The 17,672-nt window shown below is 59.0% G+C and carries 17 protein-coding genes; 7 read left to right on the top strand and 10 right to left on the bottom strand.

The window, feature by feature from the left end:
• Nucleotides 1-327 precede the first annotated feature (327 nt).
• The 3 genes from J3P79_RS19415 to J3P79_RS19405 all read left to right on the top strand — a co-directional run bounded on the left by J3P79_RS19415 (nucleotide 328) and on the right by J3P79_RS19405 (nucleotide 4,249).
• Entirely contained in the window at nucleotides 328-1,449 is a 1,122-nt protein-coding gene (locus tag J3P79_RS19415) for a beta-ketoacyl-ACP synthase III (protein ID WP_434605166.1), read from the top strand.
• A gap of 228 nt (nucleotides 1,450-1,677) precedes the next feature.
• Complete coding sequence (locus tag J3P79_RS19410; RefSeq protein WP_434605164.1) at nucleotides 1,678-2,988, top strand: OprO/OprP family phosphate-selective porin; 1,311 nt, start codon at nucleotides 1,678-1,680, stop codon at nucleotides 2,986-2,988.
• Nucleotides 2,989-3,124: 136 nt separating this feature from the next.
• Entirely contained in the window at nucleotides 3,125-4,249 is a 1,125-nt protein-coding gene (locus J3P79_RS19405; protein WP_434605162.1) for a GNAT family N-acetyltransferase, read from the top strand.
• 54 nt (nucleotides 4,250-4,303) lie between these two features.
• Here the strand turns inward: J3P79_RS19405 and J3P79_RS19400 are convergent, their stop codons facing one another.
• The 4 genes from J3P79_RS19400 to J3P79_RS19385 form a co-directional block, all read right to left on the bottom strand.
• Nucleotides 4,304-6,136 carry an ABC transporter ATP-binding protein gene (locus J3P79_RS19400; protein ID WP_434605160.1) on the bottom strand — a complete coding sequence of 611 codons (1,833 nt, stop codon included), beginning with the start codon at nucleotides 6,134-6,136 and terminating at the stop codon, nucleotides 4,304-4,306.
• Nucleotides 6,137-6,220: 84 nt separating this feature from the next.
• Nucleotides 6,221-6,784: a peptidylprolyl isomerase gene (locus J3P79_RS19395; protein WP_434605158.1), complete on the bottom strand. Its 564-nt coding sequence runs from the start codon at nucleotides 6,782-6,784 to the stop codon at nucleotides 6,221-6,223.
• A gap of 4 nt (nucleotides 6,785-6,788) precedes the next feature.
• The gene (locus J3P79_RS19390) at nucleotides 6,789-7,592 is read right to left on the bottom strand and encodes an alpha/beta fold hydrolase (protein ID WP_434605156.1); all 804 of its coding nucleotides are present in this window, start codon (nucleotides 7,590-7,592) and stop codon (nucleotides 6,789-6,791) included.
• 14 nt (nucleotides 7,593-7,606) lie between these two features.
• Nucleotides 7,607-8,530, bottom strand: a complete 924-nt coding sequence (locus J3P79_RS19385) for a LysR family transcriptional regulator (protein ID WP_434605154.1) — start codon at nucleotides 8,528-8,530, stop codon at nucleotides 7,607-7,609.
• A gap of 50 nt (nucleotides 8,531-8,580) precedes the next feature.
• Between J3P79_RS19385 and J3P79_RS19380 the strand changes: the two genes are divergently transcribed.
• From J3P79_RS19380 to J3P79_RS19365, 4 genes are all read left to right on the top strand, one after another.
• Nucleotides 8,581-8,895 (top strand): hypothetical protein, encoded by a 315-nt coding sequence (locus J3P79_RS19380; RefSeq protein ID WP_039593364.1) that lies wholly within the window; start codon nucleotides 8,581-8,583, stop codon nucleotides 8,893-8,895.
• 150 nt (nucleotides 8,896-9,045) lie between these two features.
• Nucleotides 9,046-9,645 carry an FMN-dependent NADH-azoreductase gene (locus J3P79_RS19375; RefSeq protein WP_434605152.1) on the top strand — a complete coding sequence of 200 codons (600 nt, stop codon included), beginning with the start codon at nucleotides 9,046-9,048 and terminating at the stop codon, nucleotides 9,643-9,645.
• 343 nt (nucleotides 9,646-9,988) lie between these two features.
• Nucleotides 9,989-10,864: a carboxylate/amino acid/amine transporter gene (locus J3P79_RS19370; RefSeq protein ID WP_434605150.1), complete on the top strand. Its 876-nt coding sequence runs from the start codon at nucleotides 9,989-9,991 to the stop codon at nucleotides 10,862-10,864.
• A gap of 59 nt (nucleotides 10,865-10,923) precedes the next feature.
• Entirely contained in the window at nucleotides 10,924-11,340 is a 417-nt protein-coding gene (locus tag J3P79_RS19365; protein ID WP_434605148.1) for an Lrp/AsnC family transcriptional regulator, read from the top strand.
• A gap of 42 nt (nucleotides 11,341-11,382) precedes the next feature.
• On the opposite strand, the gene J3P79_RS19360 is transcribed toward J3P79_RS19365, so the two are convergent.
• The 6 genes from J3P79_RS19360 to J3P79_RS19335 form a co-directional block, all read right to left on the bottom strand.
• Nucleotides 11,383-12,066, bottom strand: a complete 684-nt coding sequence (locus J3P79_RS19360) for a phenylalanine--tRNA ligase beta subunit-related protein (protein ID WP_434605146.1) — start codon at nucleotides 12,064-12,066, stop codon at nucleotides 11,383-11,385.
• Nucleotides 12,067-12,070: 4 nt separating this feature from the next.
• On the bottom strand, nucleotides 12,071-13,288 hold the full coding sequence (locus J3P79_RS19355; RefSeq protein ID WP_434605144.1) for an ATP-grasp domain-containing protein: 1,218 nt from the start codon (nucleotides 13,286-13,288) through the stop codon (nucleotides 12,071-12,073).
• Between the two features lie 10 nt (nucleotides 13,289-13,298).
• Nucleotides 13,299-14,480, bottom strand: a complete 1,182-nt coding sequence (locus J3P79_RS19350; RefSeq protein WP_434605142.1) for an MFS transporter — start codon at nucleotides 14,478-14,480, stop codon at nucleotides 13,299-13,301.
• Nucleotides 14,477-14,803 (bottom strand): Rieske 2Fe-2S domain-containing protein, encoded by a 327-nt coding sequence (locus J3P79_RS19345; RefSeq protein WP_434605140.1) that lies wholly within the window; start codon nucleotides 14,801-14,803, stop codon nucleotides 14,477-14,479. Before J3P79_RS19345 ends, J3P79_RS19350 begins: the two co-directional genes overlap by 4 nt.
• Before the next feature lie 10 nt (nucleotides 14,804-14,813).
• Nucleotides 14,814-16,193, bottom strand: coding sequence for an iron-containing redox enzyme family protein (locus tag J3P79_RS19340; protein ID WP_434605138.1), 1,380 nt, complete (start codon nucleotides 16,191-16,193; stop codon nucleotides 14,814-14,816).
• 156 nt (nucleotides 16,194-16,349) lie between these two features.
• Nucleotides 16,350-17,639 (bottom strand): mechanosensitive ion channel family protein, encoded by a 1,290-nt coding sequence (locus J3P79_RS19335; RefSeq protein ID WP_434605135.1) that lies wholly within the window; start codon nucleotides 17,637-17,639, stop codon nucleotides 16,350-16,352.
• Nucleotides 17,640-17,672: the final 33 nt, after the last annotated feature.

Here is a 17,672-nt window from a genome sequence, read left to right as displayed (position 1 = left end):
GCATCAACTTCCTGTGAAGCCCTGTGGGAGCGAGCTTGCTCTCGATAGCGGTGTATCAGTCAACATCAATGCAGGCAGAACCATCGCCATCGCGAGCAAGCTCGCACAGGGAGGAGTGTTGTAGTGAAGGGAGAATGGGCCAAACGCCAGCGTTTATGGCAAACTTCGCGCCTATAAATGCCGGTCCCGTGGTTTTGCGCTTCAATGTCACGGGCGGATCGGAATAAAGCGATGCCAGGGCTGCTTCCCCCGGATGGGAAAAGTCCCTTTGCGTGTTGGTACGTCGGTGCCAATACTTTCTGCCTGAACAGATCAGAGACACGACCCATGCATAACGTCGTCATCAGCGGCACCGGCCTGTACACCCCGGCCAACAGCATCTCCAACGAAGAGCTGGTGCAATCTTTCAACACCTATGTCGCCCAATTCCACGCCGACAACGCCGACGCCATCGAGCGCGGCGAAGTCGAGGCATTGACCGAATCCAACGCCGCGTTCATCGAAAAGGCTTCCGGCATCAAGAGCCGCTTTGTCATGGACAAGGACGGTATTCTCGATCCCCAACGCATGACCCCACGCTTGCCCGAGCGCTCCAACGACGAGTGGTCGGTGCTTTGCGAAATGGCCGTCGGCGCCGCGAAACAAGCCCTTGAGCGTGCCGGCCGTACCGCCGCCGACATCGACGGCGTGATCGTCGCCTGTTCCAACCTGCAGCGTCCGTACCCAGCCATCGCCATCGAAGTCCAGGAAGCCCTGGGCATCGAAGGGTTCGGTTTCGACATGAACGTGGCCTGTTCGTCGGCGACGTTTGGCATCCAGGCCGCCGCCAACAGCGTGCAGCTGGGCCAGGCCCGGGCGATCCTGATGGTCAACCCGGAAGTGTGCACCGGCCACCTGAACTTCCGTGACCGCGACAGCCACTTCATTTTCGGCGACGCAGCCACCGCCGTGATCATCGAGCGCGCGGACCAGGCGACCTCGCCGTACCAGTTCGACGTGGTCAGCACCAAGCTGCTCACCAAGTTCTCCAACAACATCCGCAACAATTTCGGTTTCCTCAACCGTGCGGCGGAAGAGGGCGTCGGCAGCCGGGATAAACTCTTCGTCCAGGAAGGCCGCAAGGTGTTCCGTGACGTCTGCCCGATGGTCGCTGAACTGATCGGCGCCCACTTGGAGGAAAACCAGCTGAACGTCGGCGAAGTGAAGCGATTCTGGCTGCATCAGGCCAACTTGAGCATGAACCAGCTGATCGTGCGCAAGCTGCTGGGACGCGAGGCCACCGAAGAGGAAGCCCCGGTGATCCTCGACCGCTACGCCAACACCAGCTCGGCCGGTTCGGTGATTTCATTCCACATGTACCAGGACGACCTGCCCAGCGGTTCGGTCGCGGTGCTCAGCTCGTTTGGCGCTGGCTATTCGATCGGCAGCGTGATCCTGCGCAAGCGTTGATCCATCGTCCAATGCAATAAAATTCCTGTGGGAGCGAGCAATCTCGCTCCCACAGTTTTGTGGCATTTTTGTTATTCCCTTTCGAAGTAAAAAGTTCCGCTGTCATAAAATCTTTATGTGATAGCAACTTGCCTGACACACCCCGCCGCCAAGATCCCCTCCCAACACCAGCGGGCCCAGTTCCGCGTGTTTTCTAACGCATAGACTACCAACTAGGGGAATTCTTCGATGATCCGTAAGCACTTCGCAGGTTTTGCCGCCAGCGCTCTGGCAATGGCAGTAACCGCCCAGGCTTTCGCCGGCACCGTCACCACCGATGGCGCCGATATCGTGGTCAAGACCAAGGGCGGCCTGGAGGTCGCTACCACTGACAAAGAGTTCAGCTTCAAGCTCGGCGGTCGTTTGCAGGCTGACTACAGCCAGTTTGATGGCATCTACACCGACAACGGCGACAAGGCCGATGCCGCTTACATTCGCCGTGGCTTCCTGGAGCTGTCCGGCGTGCTGTACACGGACTGGGCCTACACCATCAACTACGATTTCTCTCACAACAGCGGCGATTCCGATAACGGCTACTTCGACGAAGCATCCTTGGCTTACAACGGTTTCAAGCCGGTTTCGATCAAGGTCGGCCGCTTCGACCCGGATTTCGGTCTGGAAAAAGCCACCAGCTCCAAGTGGGTGACCGCGCCTGAGCGTAACGCCGCCTACGACCTGATTGACTGGGCCAACGGCCATCAGAACGGTCTGGGCATCCAGGCTTCCAGCACCTTCGCCGATTCGTTCTACGCCTCGGCTGGTGTATTCAGCAAAGACACCGACGACACCGACGGCAACAGCATCAAGCAAGCCAACGGTCGTTTCGTGTTCGCCCCGATGCACGAAGCCGGTAATGTGCTGCACTTCGGTTTGAACGTGGCCTCCCGTGATGTTTCGGACACCGCATTCGACGCTCGTTATCGCTCCCGCTTGGGCATGCGTGGTGTTGAAACCCTGGGCGGCAATGACGCCGGTCCTAACGGCAACCGTCCGGTCCTGGGCGGCGCCAACAATTCGCCAGCCGGTTCGTATGACACCGACACTGCTTTTGGCCTGGAAGCCGCTTTCGCCATGGGACCAGCGTCGATCCAGGGTGAATACATCTCCCGCAAGACCAAGGCCGACAGCGACGCCTTCGAAGACCTCAAAGGCCACGGCTTCTACGTCCAGGGTGCCTACACCATCACTGGCGAGTCCCGTGGTTATAAAATCGGCAAGTTTGACTCCATCAAACCTCAGAACAAGTCCATCGGCGCCTGGGAAGTGTTCTACCGCTTCGACAGCATGACCGTCGAAGACGACAACATCACCACTGCCTCGGCAACCCGCGAAGTGGGCGATGCCGAAGCCAAGGTGCACAACCTGGGTGTGAACTGGTACGCCAACGAAGCGGTGAAGATCTCGGCTGCTTATGTCAAGGCCAAGACTGACAACGTGACCAACGTCAACGGTGACGACGACGGCAAAGGTTTCGTAGTCCGCGCCCAGTACGTGTTCTAAATCGTGACCTGATACACCGCTTCACTTTCATCCGTTACGCTCCTTTGAACCCCGCCTCCGGCGGGGTTTTTTTATCCCCATCCGGCCCGGATCGGCGATACTCGCGCAATCCGTCGTCTGGATATCGGGGAACCGCATGCCGCTTCACGTCTTGGACAGCTTGTCCGCCATCGCGCCACACGAGTGGGACGCGTTGGTGCCCGTCAATCAGCCCTTCCTGCGCCACGCTTTTCTCACAGCCCTGGAAGACAGCGCCAGCCTGGGTTCGCATACCGGGTGGCAGCCCGAGCACTTGCTGCACATCGAAGAGGGGCGCTTGCTGGCGGCGTTGCCCAGTTATCGCAAATGGCACTCCTATGGCGAGTACGTCTTCGATCACGGCTGGGCCGACGCTTGCGCCCGCGCCGGCATCGACTATTACCCCAAGCTGCTGACGGCGGTGCCGTTCAGTCCGGTCAGTGGTCCGCGACTTTTGACGGCGCGTGTGGAGGATGGCTTGGAGCTGCTGGGCAGCCTGCCGGGGTATCTGGAGATCGAAGGGCTTTCCAGCGCACACATCAACTTCACCGATGCCGCTACCGATGCGGCTCTGGCCGGGCAGGAGGGCTGGTTGCAGCGGATTGGTTGCCAGTACCACTGGCAGAATCGCGGCTATCGGGATTTCCAGGATTTCCTCGATGCCCTCAGCTCCCGCAAGCGCAAGCAGATGCGCAAGGAGCGCGAACAGGTAGCGGGGCAGGGCATCGATTTCGAGTGGCTGGAAGGCCATCAACTGGACGAGGCGCAGTGGGATTTTGTCTACGCCTGTTACGCCAACACCTACGCGGTGCGTCGGCAGGCGCCTTATCTGACTCGCACTTTTTTCAGCCTGCTGGCCGAGCGCATGCCGGAGGCCATTCGCGTGGTGCTGGCCAAGCAAGGCTCACGCCCGGTGGCGATGGCGTTCAGCCTGGTGGCTGGCGACAGTTTCTATGGGCGTTATTGGGGATGCCTGGCGGAATTCGACCGTCTGCATTTCGAGACGTGTTTCTACCAGGGCATGGATTACGCGATTGCCAATGGCCTGCAACGTTTTGACGCCGGGGCCCAGGGTGAGCACAAGTTGATCCGCGGGTTCGAGCCGGTAATCACGCGCTCGTGGCACTACCTGCGCCATCCAGGCTTGAAAGCGGCGGTTGCGGATTTTCTCGCTCGGGAAGAAGAGGGCGTGCTGGCGTATGCCGAAGAGGCCAGGACAGCACTGCCTTATCGGCTGTGCTGAGGCTGTCTGAGACTTCGTGGCGAGGGAGCAAGCTCCCTCGCCACGGGGCAGAGATCAGTCGATGCCTACGAACCCACCCGTCTGATGCTGCCAGAGCCGCGCATACAACCCGCCCTTGGCCAGCAGCTCGGCATGGCTACCGGTCTCGGCGATGCGACCCTTCTCCAGCACTACCAACCGGTCCATCCGGGCGATGGTGGAGAGGCGGTGGGCGATGGCGATCACCGTCTTGCCTTGCATCAGCGTCTCGAGGCTTTCCTGGATCGCTGCCTCGACTTCCGAGTCCAGCGCGGAGGTCGCTTCGTCCATGATCAGGATCGGCGCATCCTTGAGCAGTACGCGGGCAATGGCGATGCGCTGGCGCTGGCCGCCGGAGAGCTTCACTCCGCGCTCGCCCACATGGGCATCGAAACCGGTGCGGCCTTCGGCGTCCGAGAGCAACGGGATGAACTCATCGGCCCGGGCCTTGTGCACCGCTTCCCAGAGTTGCGCGTCGGTGGCGTCGGGCTTGCCGTAGAGCAGGTTGTCGCGGATCGAACGGTGCAGCAGCGACGTGTCCTGGGTGATCATGCCGATGCGCGCGCGCAGGCTTTCCTGGCCGACCTGGGCGATGTCCTGGCCGTCGATGAGGATCCGCCCGCCCTGAACGTCATAAAGGCGCAGCAACAGGTTCACCAATGTGGATTTACCGGCGCCGGATGGGCCGATCAGGCCGATTTTTTCGCCCGGCCTGATCATCAGGTCGAGGTCGCTGATCACCCCGCTTTTCTTGCCGTAGTGGAAATCCACGTGCTCGAAGCGCACTTCGCCCTGGGCCACCGCCAACGGCTTGGCCTGCTCGCGGTCAGTGACGCTGACGGGCTGGGAGATGGTCTGCAAGCCGTCCTGGACCATGCCGATGTTTTCGAAAATGCCAGTGACCACCCACATGATCCAACCCGACATGTTGACGATGCGGATCACCAGGCCGGTGGCCAATGCAATGGCGCCGACACTGATCAACGACTGGGTCCACAACCACAGGGCCAGGGCCGTGGTGCCGACGATCAGCAGCCCGTTCATGCTGGTAATGACCACGTCCATGCTGGTCACCACGCGACCGGCCAATTGGGCTTTTTCGGTCTGTTCCTCGATGGCTTCGCGGGCGTATTGCTGTTCGAAGTTGGTGTGGGCGAACAGCTTCAGGGTGGTGATGTTGGTGTAGCCATCGACGATCCGCCCCATGAGTTTGGAGCGGGCATCGGACGACACCACCGAGCGTTCCTTGACCCTCGGTACGAAGTAACAGAGCGCGCCGATGTAGGCGGCGATCCACATCAACAGCGGGATCATCAGGCGCCAGTCGGCTTCGGCAAACAGCACCAGGGAACTGATGGCATAGATCAGCACGTGCCATAACGCGTCCACCGCCTGCACCGCCGAGTCCCGCAGCGAATTGCCGGTCTGCATGATGCGCTGGGCGATGCGCCCGGCAAAATCGTTCTGGAAGAAGTTCAGGCTCTGCTTGAGCACGTAGCTGTGGTTTTGCCAGCGGATCAGGCTGGTCATGCTCGGGCTCAAGGTCTGGTGCACCAAGAGGTCGTGCAGCGCGACGAAAATCGGCCGGAACACCAGCGCGACCACCGCCATCCACGCCAGTTCGAGACCGTGGAGCTTGAAAAAATCGGCGTTGGGCGTGGCCTGGGTCAGGTCGATGATGCGGCTCAGGTAGCTGAACAGTGCCACCTCGATCAGTGCACCGATCAGGCCGACCACCAATAGCGCGGCGAAGCTGGGCCAGACCTGCTTCAGGTAATAGGTGTAGAAGGGCAGGACGCGGTTCGGCGGGGCCGAGGTCGGGGCGTCGCGGAAGATGTCGATCAGTTTTTCGAAACGGCGATAAACCATGGGTTACATAGCCCGGGCAGGGCTCTCCTTTTTTGCTGTGGGCGGCGCGGGATCGCCGACGCCGCCCAGGCTTGCCCTGCGGGTTTAGTCGATGCGCTTGGCCGACTTGATGATCACAGGGTCGATCGGCACGTTTTGCATGCCTTGTTTGGTGGTGGTCTGGGAGTTGACGATGATGTCCACCACGTCCATGCCCTTGACCACTTTGGCGAACACCGCGTAGCCGGCGTCGCGGCCCGGATCGAGGAAGGCGTTGTCGGCCACGTTGATAAAGAACTGGCTGGTGGCCGAATCCGGGTTGGAGGTGCGGGCCATCGACAGGGTGCCGCGAACGTTGTGCAGGCCATTGCTGGCTTCGTTCTTGATCGGCGCCTTGGTGTCTTTCTGTTGCATCTGCTGGGTAAAACCGCCGCCCTGGGCCATGAAGCCCGGGATCACACGGTGGAAAATCGTGTTGTTGTAGAAGCCGCTGTCGACGTATTCAAGGAAATTCTTGGTACTGATGGGGGCCTTGACCGGGTCCAGTTCGATTTCGATCTGGCCATTGGTGGTTTCCAGCAGTACGTGCGGCGCCTTGGCCGGTTGCGCGGCCATCAGGTTGGCGGCAAAGAGGACGGAGCCGGCGGCGAGGGCGAGTTTCTTCAGCATGGGGTCAGTGATCCTGAGTAGTGGAATCGATTGCGGTCAAGAATTCGAGCAGCGTTTGGTTGAAGCGTTCGGGTTGATCCAGCGGCGTAGCGTGCCGTGAATCGGCGATGACTGCCAGTCGTGCGTCAGGCAAAAGCTTTACATAAGCCTCTTTCAGTGCCACCGGTGTGTAGTCGTGGTCGGCGCAAATGACGAGGGTTGGACAGGCAACTTGCGAAAGGCGTTCCTGTACGCCCCAGCCGACAATGGCGTCGAAGCTGGCGAGATAAGCACGTTTGTCATTCGTTGCCCAGCGCCGGGCCATTTCCAGTCGTAACTCGGTCTGTTCAGGCTTTGGGAACAGCTTGGCGCCGAGGGCCTTGCCGATGGTTTCCAGGCTGAGCAGGCGCATCAGGCTCCAGCGCTTGAACCATTGCCAGCAATCGTCGGGCGTGCGGATCTTGACCTCGGGGGCGCTGTTGACGATGCACAGGCTCTTGACCCGCGCGGGTTCGTCCACGGCCAGTTGAAAGCAGATCATGCCGCCCATGGACCAGCCCGCCAGATGCACCGCGCCCAGGCCGAGGTGGTCGATCAGCGCGCTCAGGTCGGCGCTGAAACCTTCGATGCTATAGCGCTCGCGGGGCTTGTCGGAGCGACCGTGGCCACGTACATCCATCACGATCAGGCGATAGCGGGCCGACAACGCGGGGATCTGCTTTTCCCAATCCCGCGTGCTCGAGCCCAATCCGTGGACCAGCACCAAGGGTGCGCCGTGGCCGTATTCCTCATAGTGCAGGTTGCAACCTTCATGTTCGAAATAGGCCATCGGCGAAGTCCTTGTCAGGCTTGTTCAGGGGCGGCGAATGGCGCATCCAGCGGCGCGGTATCAAACGTGCGCAGCAGCTCGACCAGGATTTGCGTCGCCGGGCCGAGGGGTTTTTCCTTGTTCGAGAAAAGATAGAAGGTCGAGTTGCGGCTGCCTCCTTGCTCCAAGGGTAGACGCTTGAGTGAGCCTTCCTTGAGTTCTCGTTCGATCATGTGTCGCGGCAGCCAGGCGAATCCCAGGCCGCTGCCGACAAACGTCGCGGCGGTGGCCAGGCTGCCCACGGTCCAGCGCTGTTCGGCACCGAGCCAGCCGACGTCCCTGGGTTGCTGGCGACCGGAGTCGCGGATGACCACTTGCAGGTGGCTTTCCAGGTCCTGGAAGTTCAGCTCGCGGTTGAGTCGATGCAGGGGATGCTCCGGATGGGCCACCGCGACGAATTCGACGTCGCTCAGTTCCGCGCCCAGGTAGCCGGGAATGCTGAAGCCGCTGATGGCCAGGTCGGCCACGCCTTCGAGCAGTACTTCTTCGACGCCCGACAACACTTCCTCACGCAACCGCACCCGGCAACCCCGGCTTTGCGGCATGAATGCCGTCAGTGCCCGGACAAGGCGGGCGCTGGGGTAGGCCGCGTCGACCACCAGGCGCACTTCCGCTTCCCAGCCTTGCTCCATGTGATGGGCGAGGTCTTCCAGTTGGCTGGCCTGTTTCACCAGTTGCCGCGAGCGGCGCAGTAGCACGCCGCCGGCTTCAGTCAGCACAGCCTTGCGCCCATCGATGCGCAGCAGCGGCACACCGAGCTGGTCCTGCATGCGAGCCACGGTGTAGCTCACCGAGGATTGGGAACGATGCAGCACTTCGGCGGCCTGGGCGAAACCACCATGGTCCACCACCGCCTGCAATGTTCGCCATTGATCCAGGGTCACGCGGGGCGCTTTCATATTGAGCTCCTCTTGTCCTAAGCTGGCGGTCCCTTGGTGGAGACTGCCGAATGAAAAAAATCTGTTGTGCGCTGCTGGCCCTGCTGCCGCTGACTGCGTTTGCCTACCCGATCGACGTGGAAAAACACCTCAACGGCCTGAGCATCGACTACACCGCCTACGACACCGACGCCGACATCGGCTCGATCCAGGTCAACAACTACGGCAGCACCGATGCGACCTGCAAAGTAGTATTTCGCAACGGCCCGGAAGCGCCGCGCACCCGCACCATCGAAGTCGCTGCCGGCAAGTTCAAGAACGCCACCGCCAAGTTCAACCGCAACATCATCAAGCTGCGCATCGAGCTGACCTGCAAGCCGAAATAGCCAGCGGCGGGGCAACGCCATAAGGTGTGCTCCGCTTATAAACGAATTTATCGATGCTTTGCAGCAATTATTTGCGCTTTTTCATCGATATGATCACGCTTAACCTTCACTCCATCGACTTACAACATTCTCAGATGGAGCCTACAAGCCATGTCCCGCGTTCTGATCATCGAAAGCAGTGCCCGCCAGCAAGACTCGGTATCCCGTCAACTGACCCAGACCTTCATCAGCCAGTGGAAAACCGCGCACCCGGCCGATGAAATCACCGTTCGCGACCTGGCCGTCAATCCGGTTCCGCACCTGGACGCCAACCTGTTGGGTGGCTGGATGAAGCCGGCCGAGCAGCGCAACGACATCGAGAACGCGTCGCTGGAGCGCTCCAACCAGCTGACCGACGAACTGCTGGCTGCCGACGTGCTGGTCATGGCGGCGCCGATGTACAACTTCGCGATCCCCAGCACGTTGAAGGCTTGGCTCGACCACGTGCTGCGTGCCGGTGTGACCTTCAAGTACACCCCCACCGGTCCCCAGGGACTGTTGGCCGACAAGCGTGCCTTCGTGCTCACCGCTCGCGGCGGTATTCATGCTGGCGGCGCGTCCGATCACCAGGAACCGTACTTGCGCCAGGTGATGGGTTTCATCGGAATTCACGACGTCACCTTCATCCATGCCGAGGGCATGAACCTGGGCGGCGACTTCCAGGAGAAGGGGTTGAACCAGGCCAACGCCAAGCTTTCCCAGGTCGCCTGAGCCGTTAATCTTCGGATAATCGCCGAGTGGTCTATTGACTCGGCGCTTCCCTTCAAACCGTTTTGCGCATCGAACCTCCCTTTGCACTTATTGCTCCTGAGTGCATCTGCCCGATTGAACGCTTTAGCGAGATCGGGCTTTTTTTTGCCTGGGATATTCCATCCGCGGAATGACCGCTGTGGGAGCGAGCTTGCTCGCGATAGCGGTGGATCAGCCATGTAGATGTTGGCAGGCCTGGCGCTATCGCGAGCAAGCTCGCTCCCACAGGGTTTTGTGTGTGGAAGTTATTCGCGACAATCACCAAAACCCGCTATCTTCGCCGCCATTCAAAATGAGGGGCGGTATGGGCTATCTACTTTTTGTGACGTTGATCCAGGCGTTTTCCTTCAGCCTGATCGGCGAATACCTCGCGGGGCATGTCGACAGTTATTTCGCGGTGCTGGTGCGGGTCGTGCTGGCAGGGCTGGTGTTCATCCCCCTGACGCGCTGGCGCCAGGTCGAGCCGTCGTTCATGCGCGGCATGCTGTTGATCGGCGCCTTGCAGTTCGGCGTGACCTACGTCTGCCTCTACCTGAGTTTCCGGGTGCTGACGGTGCCGGAAGTGTTGCTGTTCACCATCCTCACGCCGCTGCACGTCACTTTGATCGAAGACGCCCTCAACCGGCGCTTCAATCCCTGGGCATTGATCGCGGCGCTGGTGGCCGTGGCCGGCGCGGCGGTGATTCGATATGACCAGATCAACCCGGATTTCTTCATGGGCTTCTTGCTGCTGCAACTGGCCAACTTCACCTACGCGGCGGGGCAAGTGCTGTACAAGCACTTGGTGGCGCGTCACCCGAGCGATCTGCCGCACTACCGGCGTTTCGGTTATTTCTACCTCGGCGCGCTGATGGTGGCGTTGCCGGCGTTCCTGCTGTTCGGCAAGGATGATTTCTGGCCGCAAGCGCCGTTGCAGTGGGGCGTGCTGGTGTTCCTCGGCCTGGTCTCCACCGCGCTGGGCCTGTACTGGTGGAACAAAGGCGCGTGCCTGGTCAACGGCGGCACGCTGGCGGTGATGAACAACCTGCATGTGCCGGTGGGATTGCTGGTGAACCTGCTGATCTGGAACCAGCACGAGGCATTGGGGCGGTTGCTGCTGGGCGGGTCGGTGATTTTGGCGGCGGTGTGGATCAGTCGGCTGGGTAACAGACCCGTGCCTGGCGTAAACTCCGCAGGATGATCAACATTGGCATCGGACGACTGCCATGACGACGGAACGGATCAATAGGGAGCTGCGCAGTGGACAAGGTTGATGAGCTTATAATTGCGGCCTTGAAAGATGATTCCAGAGTCAGTCTGGCGCAGCTTGCCAGGCAAGTTCACAAATCCCGTACCGCGGTAGAGTCGCGAGTCCAGAAGCTGATTGAAAAAGGCGTGATCCTGGGCTTTACGATCAATGTTGCTCAGGATGAAGAAGCCCAGCAATCGGCATTCCTGATGCTGCGGCTCGATGGCAACAGCTGTCACCTGGTATTTCCGAAAATCCATCACTACGCGGAAGTGATCCATGCCTACTCGCTGTTTGGCGATGTGGACATGATGCTTGAGGTCAGATACAGAAATTTCGAGGCGCTTATGGTGCTCAAGGACAGTTTCCTGAAAATCGAGCACGTCAATGAGGTGGTGGTCAATCCGGTGCTCAAGGCCTGGCGCTAGGATGAATGAGCAGAGTCAATCGCCTCTGCTCATCTTTATGCCTTAGTGGGCCGGCTGGGCGAGCACGGTTTCAAGGAAATAGTGATTCAGGCTCGGCATTTTCTGACGAAGCAGTTCTATCAATTCCTCAATAACCGATTGATTGAATTTCCCTGGCGTTTCGTCGTGCCCCAGTACCACTACCAGCAGGCTGGACGAGTCCTGGGTCAGACGAAAGTCGTGGGCGTCGGCGTCCACTTTGCCAATGCTTGCCAGGGGAACATCGCCGCAGCTGTAGATCAGGTCACCGGTGGGGATGGTGATGTCTTTCTTGGCAAACAACGGGCGAAACTTCCTGGGCTCTTCCGAGCGCAATACGTGGATGTCCTCCCGATGATGGTAGGTGTGCACGCCGATGCTGACACCATGGCGAATCGCAACGGCGTTATAAGCGTCGACGATGTTATTGATGGGCTGGGCGCCCTTTGAAATGAATCGCCTGAGCAGTTTCTCGTTGGCGCTGACGGTATTTTCATAGCCCAGCTTCCTGAGCTGCCGAGAGAACCCTTCGTATACGCTGTTCGAGATGAGATTGTTCAGGTGTGAGGCGACGTGATTCAGGTTGTTTTGCAACACGCCCATGAAACTCCGGTCATCGGAAACGGTGATGTTGTCGATCACTGCGGCGCAGGCGTTGTTGATGCCCAGGTCACTGGCTGATTTCTGGATAATCAAACGGGGTTTCATCGGATCAGCCCCATAGTTGGTTGCGTAGGTTTTCAGTACTGGCATCCAGTTGACCGGCCTCGGGATGATGCAGCCAGAACAAACCGGGGCACGTGGCGAAGTCGATCGTGACCGGCGTAGTGTCCCCAGGGCTGATGAAGTACTTATGACCGCAATATGCACTGTCCTGTGCAACGCTTTGCAGCGTCGTCGAAGAAGGCGCATTGAACGTGCGGTTTTCGTTGGAACAGAAAAAACCGATTCTTCCCTGGCTGATCGCGCCCGCTTCTTCTGCTTGTGGTCGCGAACGTCCGAGGTAGCTGTCGATGGACAGCGACAGTAAATCCGGCTGATAGACCTGCTGGAAGAGCTGTGGCGCGATTCCCCCGTGCAAGCGGCCTCCCGCCTCGATCATTACTGGGCCAGCGTCGGACCAGATGATTTCCATGTGGATCGGCCCCACCTTGATATCCAGCGCGGCGGCGGCCTTGCGAGCGTAGTCGATCAGCGGCTGCAAGCCCGGCGAACGGGGATCAAGGGTGTCGAGGCTTTCATAGACGAAATGACTGCCGTTCTTGTGGATCTTTGAATATTTGCACACCGACGCAATGACGAATGCTTCCTCGAAAGCGACCATGTCGACCACGTATTCCGGACCGGATATGAACGGCTGGACAATGAAGCCCAGGTTGATTTCACCCAGGTCATTTTTTTGGTCCCATGCTGCGTCGTTCAAGGCAGCCCGGACCGCTGCAGCGCCTTCGGCAAATACCACACCCTGTGTGGCCGCCGAATTCAATGGTTTGATCACGTATTGCTGAGCCGGATCCAGCGTGGCTACAAAGTCGGCAATTTGCGTTGGCGATTTCAAGGTGCTGGAAGGAATGTGGCGCAAGCCGTGCTCCTCCAGCGCTTTCTGCATGGCGGACTTGTTGCGACGAAGGTCACTGGTACTGCTGCTGTTTCCCACGATGCCGAGGGATTCGGTCAGGTAGTCCGTCAGATAAATCGCGGTCTCGCAGCCAGCGATCACCGCCGTCACGGACAAAGCCTTCAGTGTATCCAGCGGTTGATCGTCCCAGTAATAAATGGCTGCGAAGTTATCTTCCACCAAGTCGCAGGTGAAGTGTTGGGGCAGCTCCCGGGAGGACACAACGGCAATACAGCGTACGCCTTGGTTATTGAGCAACGGCGCATAGAGCTTGCCGGTGGAGAAGGGATCAACGATCAGTACGGTTTTCAATGGGTCATTCCTATTCAGCGGTGACTGCGGGCGCGGTGGCGGGGCTGAGGTTCCAGACCAGCACGGCACATCCCAGCAATGCGGCGGACACGATCATCAGCAGGCGTGCGCCTTCCATGCCCAAAAAACCGGATGTGGTGAAAAAGGTCAGGATCATGGGCGCCGAGCCGCTGACCAGCAGGTAATAAAGCGAGCTTTTGGCGGCGATGACGTCGGCAGTCCGGGCATTGGGCGCTGACTCGATCAGCGTCTTGCGCAGCTGGATTCTCAAACTGTTGATGCAGAAGCCCAGCAGGAACGCTGCGGCCATCATCACGTAGAGGTTCTGCAGGTAAACGATCGCGACGTCGGCCAGGACCACCAGCAATATGGCGCTATAGCTGTTGAGCTTGATCCGTGGCAATACGGCAGCGCTGAAAGCACCCAGGCCGGCCAGGCCACTGGCAACGCCGAAGAGGGTCGCGTTCCACTCATTGAGCTTCTGGAAAACAATCGGAACCAGGCTGTTGAACGCGCCAATGTGGAAGCCAATCATGCTGAGGACAATGATCAGGATGTAAAGATTGGCCGGCAGGGCTCGGGTGGGCGTTGAACTGGTTTGAGGTGCTTGGACCGGGTCGTCGGAAGTCGGCGTCGCGGCTACAAGCAGCATCGCTCCCAGTGACACGATAGCGGCCAGGCTGATGATCTGCAGTGTCTGGTTGACCGAGAAGACGTCCACGATCACGCCACCGAGGAGCGCTCCGCCGAAGGCACCGATCTGGATGGAGGTTTGCATTAGTCGCGCGGATGTGTCGCTGTTGGTCACGCCTGCCAACACCAGCTTGGTGTTTTTCGACTCCAGGGTACTGATGGTGAAGTAATCGGTGACCCCCACTACGAACGCGATGCTCAAGAAGCCGATCGGCAGCAGCGCCGCATCCGTCAATGACAGCCCAAGAACGGCTCCGAACGCGGTGAGCCGGATATAAAGCAGTCGTCGCATGCTCAGTTCGACGGTAAAGAACCTGCCGATGAACTGTTCGCAGAGATAGGGCACCACGGTTGCCACGCACAGCGTCGCGCCCACCAGGAAAGTCGAGCCGGTGGTTTCCAGGCCAAACCAGACCATGGCGATGACGATCGCCATGTCCAGGCCGGTGAAGAGCGTCACGATCGAATAGAACGCGCCTAAGGTGGATTTATGGGTCATTGGCTTAACTCAACATGGCGAGAAAGTTTGAGCAGAGGTACGCACCGGTTGTTTTCGCCGACCACGGTGCTGATGACGTTACGCACACGTACCGTTGGCAGGGATTTCTTTTCCAGGTTGCACAACTTGTAAGCATTGTCGTGCCAAGGGCAGATGACGCTTTGCCCATCCTGGGTGACGTCGCCCATGTGCAGCGGGCCGCCTCGATGGGGACATTCGGTGGGCAATAGTTGAGTTGAATGAGGATGCCGCTTGAGGAAGTAGGTCTTCTCGTCCACGGCCACATAATGAGCGTGGGCCAGGTTCAGGCTGATGACTTTCATGGTGGGCTACTCAGATTGCCGTAACGGTGTAAGTGCAAGTCTTGCTGGTGACGCAGGTGCCATGAATCATCCCCTTTGGGATGACAACGCCTTCGCCAGCCTTCAACCGGATCGACAATTCCGGGCTCATGACAAAGTCCAGCTCGCCTGACTCGACCCAGAACAACTCATCGTTGGAATGGGTGTGCAGTACCGACAGTTCGTTTTCCGACTCGGTGATGCGCATGTCTACATTGCGCTTGCCATGAAGTTCTGCTGCACGGGCGCGATGTTCGTCGAGCGCGTCATGCCATTTGATGTGTGCGTAGAGCTCTTCGTCGGCGATGTCCTGGAGCAATTTGAATTCCTCGAAGCCGCGGATCAGGTCGGGAATGATTTTGTCGCCGAACTGTTCGATCATCGGGATGATCAGGCGCTTCAAGGCCATTCGCCCATGATGAACGTCGATGTGCGAGTGTTCGTCGAAGTACTCGGTGGACACCGTGTTATCAAAGATTGTCCGGAGGGCACGAGACTGGTGCTTGGTCGTCAAGGCCAGCGTGGCTTCGGTGTAGTACATGGCGCCGATGTAGCGGAACAATTCGCCATGGTTGGCGGAGACGTAGTGGAAGTAATTAGTCAGCGACAGCGAACTGGCGGTGTAGAACTGCCAGTAATGATGGACGTGGTGAGACATGCCCATCTCCTTGAGCATGTCCTCGAAAATAGTGCTGTGTTTTTTCTTGTCCACGCCATAGCCGTACTCGTCAATCAGGATCTTGAACAATTCACTGGTGAACACACCGCAGTTGCCCAGCACGTTGCGGGCCATGGCTGACGCTTCGCTGAGAAAGTCTCCTGCGCACTGAGTCATGAAAAACTTGGCAGCCCGTTGTGGATCCCGGCTGGTTGTAAGGACTTCAAAGAGTCGTGATTCGGACCGAGCGACGTCTTCCAACACTTTATCGGTATGCGCCAGGAACGATTCGAGTTCCCACGGGCCGTTGATATGGACTTCTTCCTTGAGCCAGCCGTAAACATAGTTCTCCAGTACGGGACGGATCTTTTTACCGAGCGCCACGTGTTGCGGCTCATAAAAGTCCTTGAACTCCTTCAGGTTGAACGCCATGGGCGGCTTGGGGAGGAAAACCAGGTCTTGCTCGTAGATGTTCAACAACAACCGTTGCGCCAACAAATGGTGGCTGCTGGAAAGTTGGTTGCTCTTCAGATTTTCGGTAAGCAGCGAGTCATTGATATCTTGAGGTCGCGAGGGGCGCCGATACGGGCTGCTGGTATAAAAACTGCTGGGCTGGGCGAACGCATCGGCCTGAGCATAGAGGGCGAGTGCCTCGGCTTCTGCATTCGATCCATCGTAGGCAGACTCACGGGTGAGTTTTGTCGTCCATAACATGTTGTAGCGCCTTCGCTCAATGAATGAAGGCAAGATGCTAAAGGTTTGAAACACTTGGAAATAGACGAGATATGTCCGCGCTCGTAGTGAAATCCACTAAAGGCATAGCGGTATTTCGGCTGATTCGATTCATGATCGATCTGCCAGTCGTAGCGTTCAGTTTTCCAAGCGTTCGACTGCCTTGACGTCCGGTTTGATGGCCAACAACCCCGCCCGCAAATCCGTGCCGCTCGGCTGCTGGTACAAGCCCAAGCCGAACTCCGGCATCACCGCCAGCAGGTAATCGAAAATATCCCCCTGGATGCGCTCGTAGTCGGCCCACACCGTGGTGCCGGTGAAGCAGTAGATTTCCAGCGGAATGCCCTGGGCGGTGGTCTGTAGCTGGCGGACCATGCAGGTCATGTTCGGCTGGATCTCGGGATGGCTTTTCAGATAGGCCAGGGCGTAGGCGCGGAAAGTGCCCAGGTTGGTCATGCGCCGGCGGTTGGCCGACATTGCCGCGACGTTGCCCTGGGCTTCGTTCCAGGCCTTGAGCTCCGCCTGTTTGCGGCCGATGTAGTCGGTCAGCAGGCGAACCTGGGACAGGCGCTGCTCTTCGTCGTCATGCAGGAAGCGCACGCCGCTGGCATCGATGAACAGGCTGCGCTTGATCCGCCGTCCGCCGGATTGCTGCATGCCGCGCCAGTTCTTGAACGACTCGGACATCAACCGCCAGGTCGGGATCGAGACGATGGTCTTGTCGAAGTTCTGCACCTTCACTGTGTGCAACGTGATGTCCACCACATCACCGTCGGCCCCCACTTGCGGCATCTCGATCCAGTCGCCGACCCGTAGCATGTCGTTGCTGGTCAACTGCACGCTGGCGACGAACGACAGCAGCGTGTCCTTGTAGACCAGCAGGATCACCGCCGACATCGCACCCAGGCCCGACAGCAGCAACAGGGGCGAGCGGTCGATCAGCGTGGCGACAATGATGATCGCGCCAAAGACGTAGAGCACCATTTTCGTCAGTTGCACATAGCCTTTGATCGAGCGGGTGCGCGCATGTTCGGTGCGAGCGTAGACGTCCAGCAGAGCGCTGAGCAGCGCGCTGATGGCGAGCAACATGAACAGGATGGTGAAGGACAGCGCGACATTGCCGAGGAAAACCATGCTGGTCTTGCTCAAGCCCGGCACGAGGTGCAGGCCGAACTGAATGATCAGCGACGGCGTGGTCTGCGCCAGGCGATGGAAGACTTTGTTCTGGCGCAGGTCGTTGACCCAATGCAGGGCCGGCTGGCGGCCGATCAGCTTGGCGCCGTGCAGGATCAGGTAGCGCGCCACGCGCCCGAGCACCAGGGCGATCGCCACCAGCAGCACAAGGGCAAGGCTGGAATGCAGCAGCGGATGTTGATCCAGGGCGCCCCAGAAGTCCTGGAGCTTGAGCCAGAGTTGTTTGATATCCATGGGCGAGACGGTTCTTCTATGGGCGCGATGGGC

The organism is Pseudomonas sp. R1-7 (genome assembly GCF_051132105.1).
GTDB lineage: Bacteria > Pseudomonadota > Gammaproteobacteria > Pseudomonadales > Pseudomonadaceae > Aquipseudomonas.
This window is presented reverse-complemented; position numbering and strand designations above follow the sequence as displayed.

Excerpts from the sequence above, each read along its gene's own strand:
- J3P79_RS19415 (WP_434605166.1), top strand. The coding sequence starts at position 328 with ATGCATAACGTCGTCATCAGCGGCACCGGCCTGTACACCCCGGCCAAC.
- J3P79_RS19410 (WP_434605164.1), top strand. The coding sequence starts at position 1,678 with ATGATCCGTAAGCACTTCGCAGGTTTTGCCGCCAGCGCTCTGGCAATG.
- J3P79_RS19405 (WP_434605162.1), top strand. The coding sequence starts at position 3,125 with ATGCCGCTTCACGTCTTGGACAGCTTGTCCGCCATCGCGCCACACGAG.
- J3P79_RS19400 (WP_434605160.1), bottom strand. The coding sequence starts at position 6,136 with ATGGTTTATCGCCGTTTCGAAAAACTGATCGACATCTTCCGCGACGCC.
- J3P79_RS19395 (WP_434605158.1), bottom strand. The coding sequence starts at position 6,784 with ATGCTGAAGAAACTCGCCCTCGCCGCCGGCTCCGTCCTCTTTGCCGCC.
- J3P79_RS19390 (WP_434605156.1), bottom strand. The coding sequence starts at position 7,592 with ATGGCCTATTTCGAACATGAAGGTTGCAACCTGCACTATGAGGAATAC.
- J3P79_RS19385 (WP_434605154.1), bottom strand. The coding sequence starts at position 8,530 with ATGAAAGCGCCCCGCGTGACCCTGGATCAATGGCGAACATTGCAGGCG.
- J3P79_RS19380 (WP_039593364.1), top strand. The coding sequence starts at position 8,581 with ATGAAAAAAATCTGTTGTGCGCTGCTGGCCCTGCTGCCGCTGACTGCG.
- J3P79_RS19375 (WP_434605152.1), top strand. The coding sequence starts at position 9,046 with ATGTCCCGCGTTCTGATCATCGAAAGCAGTGCCCGCCAGCAAGACTCG.
- J3P79_RS19370 (WP_434605150.1), top strand. The coding sequence starts at position 9,989 with ATGGGCTATCTACTTTTTGTGACGTTGATCCAGGCGTTTTCCTTCAGC.
- J3P79_RS19360 (WP_434605146.1), bottom strand. The coding sequence starts at position 12,066 with ATGAAACCCCGTTTGATTATCCAGAAATCAGCCAGTGACCTGGGCATC.
- J3P79_RS19350 (WP_434605142.1), bottom strand. The coding sequence starts at position 14,480 with ATGACCCATAAATCCACCTTAGGCGCGTTCTATTCGATCGTGACGCTC.
- J3P79_RS19345 (WP_434605140.1), bottom strand. The coding sequence starts at position 14,803 with ATGAAAGTCATCAGCCTGAACCTGGCCCACGCTCATTATGTGGCCGTG.
- J3P79_RS19340 (WP_434605138.1), bottom strand. The coding sequence starts at position 16,193 with ATGTTATGGACGACAAAACTCACCCGTGAGTCTGCCTACGATGGATCG.
- J3P79_RS19335 (WP_434605135.1), bottom strand. The coding sequence starts at position 17,639 with ATGGATATCAAACAACTCTGGCTCAAGCTCCAGGACTTCTGGGGCGCC.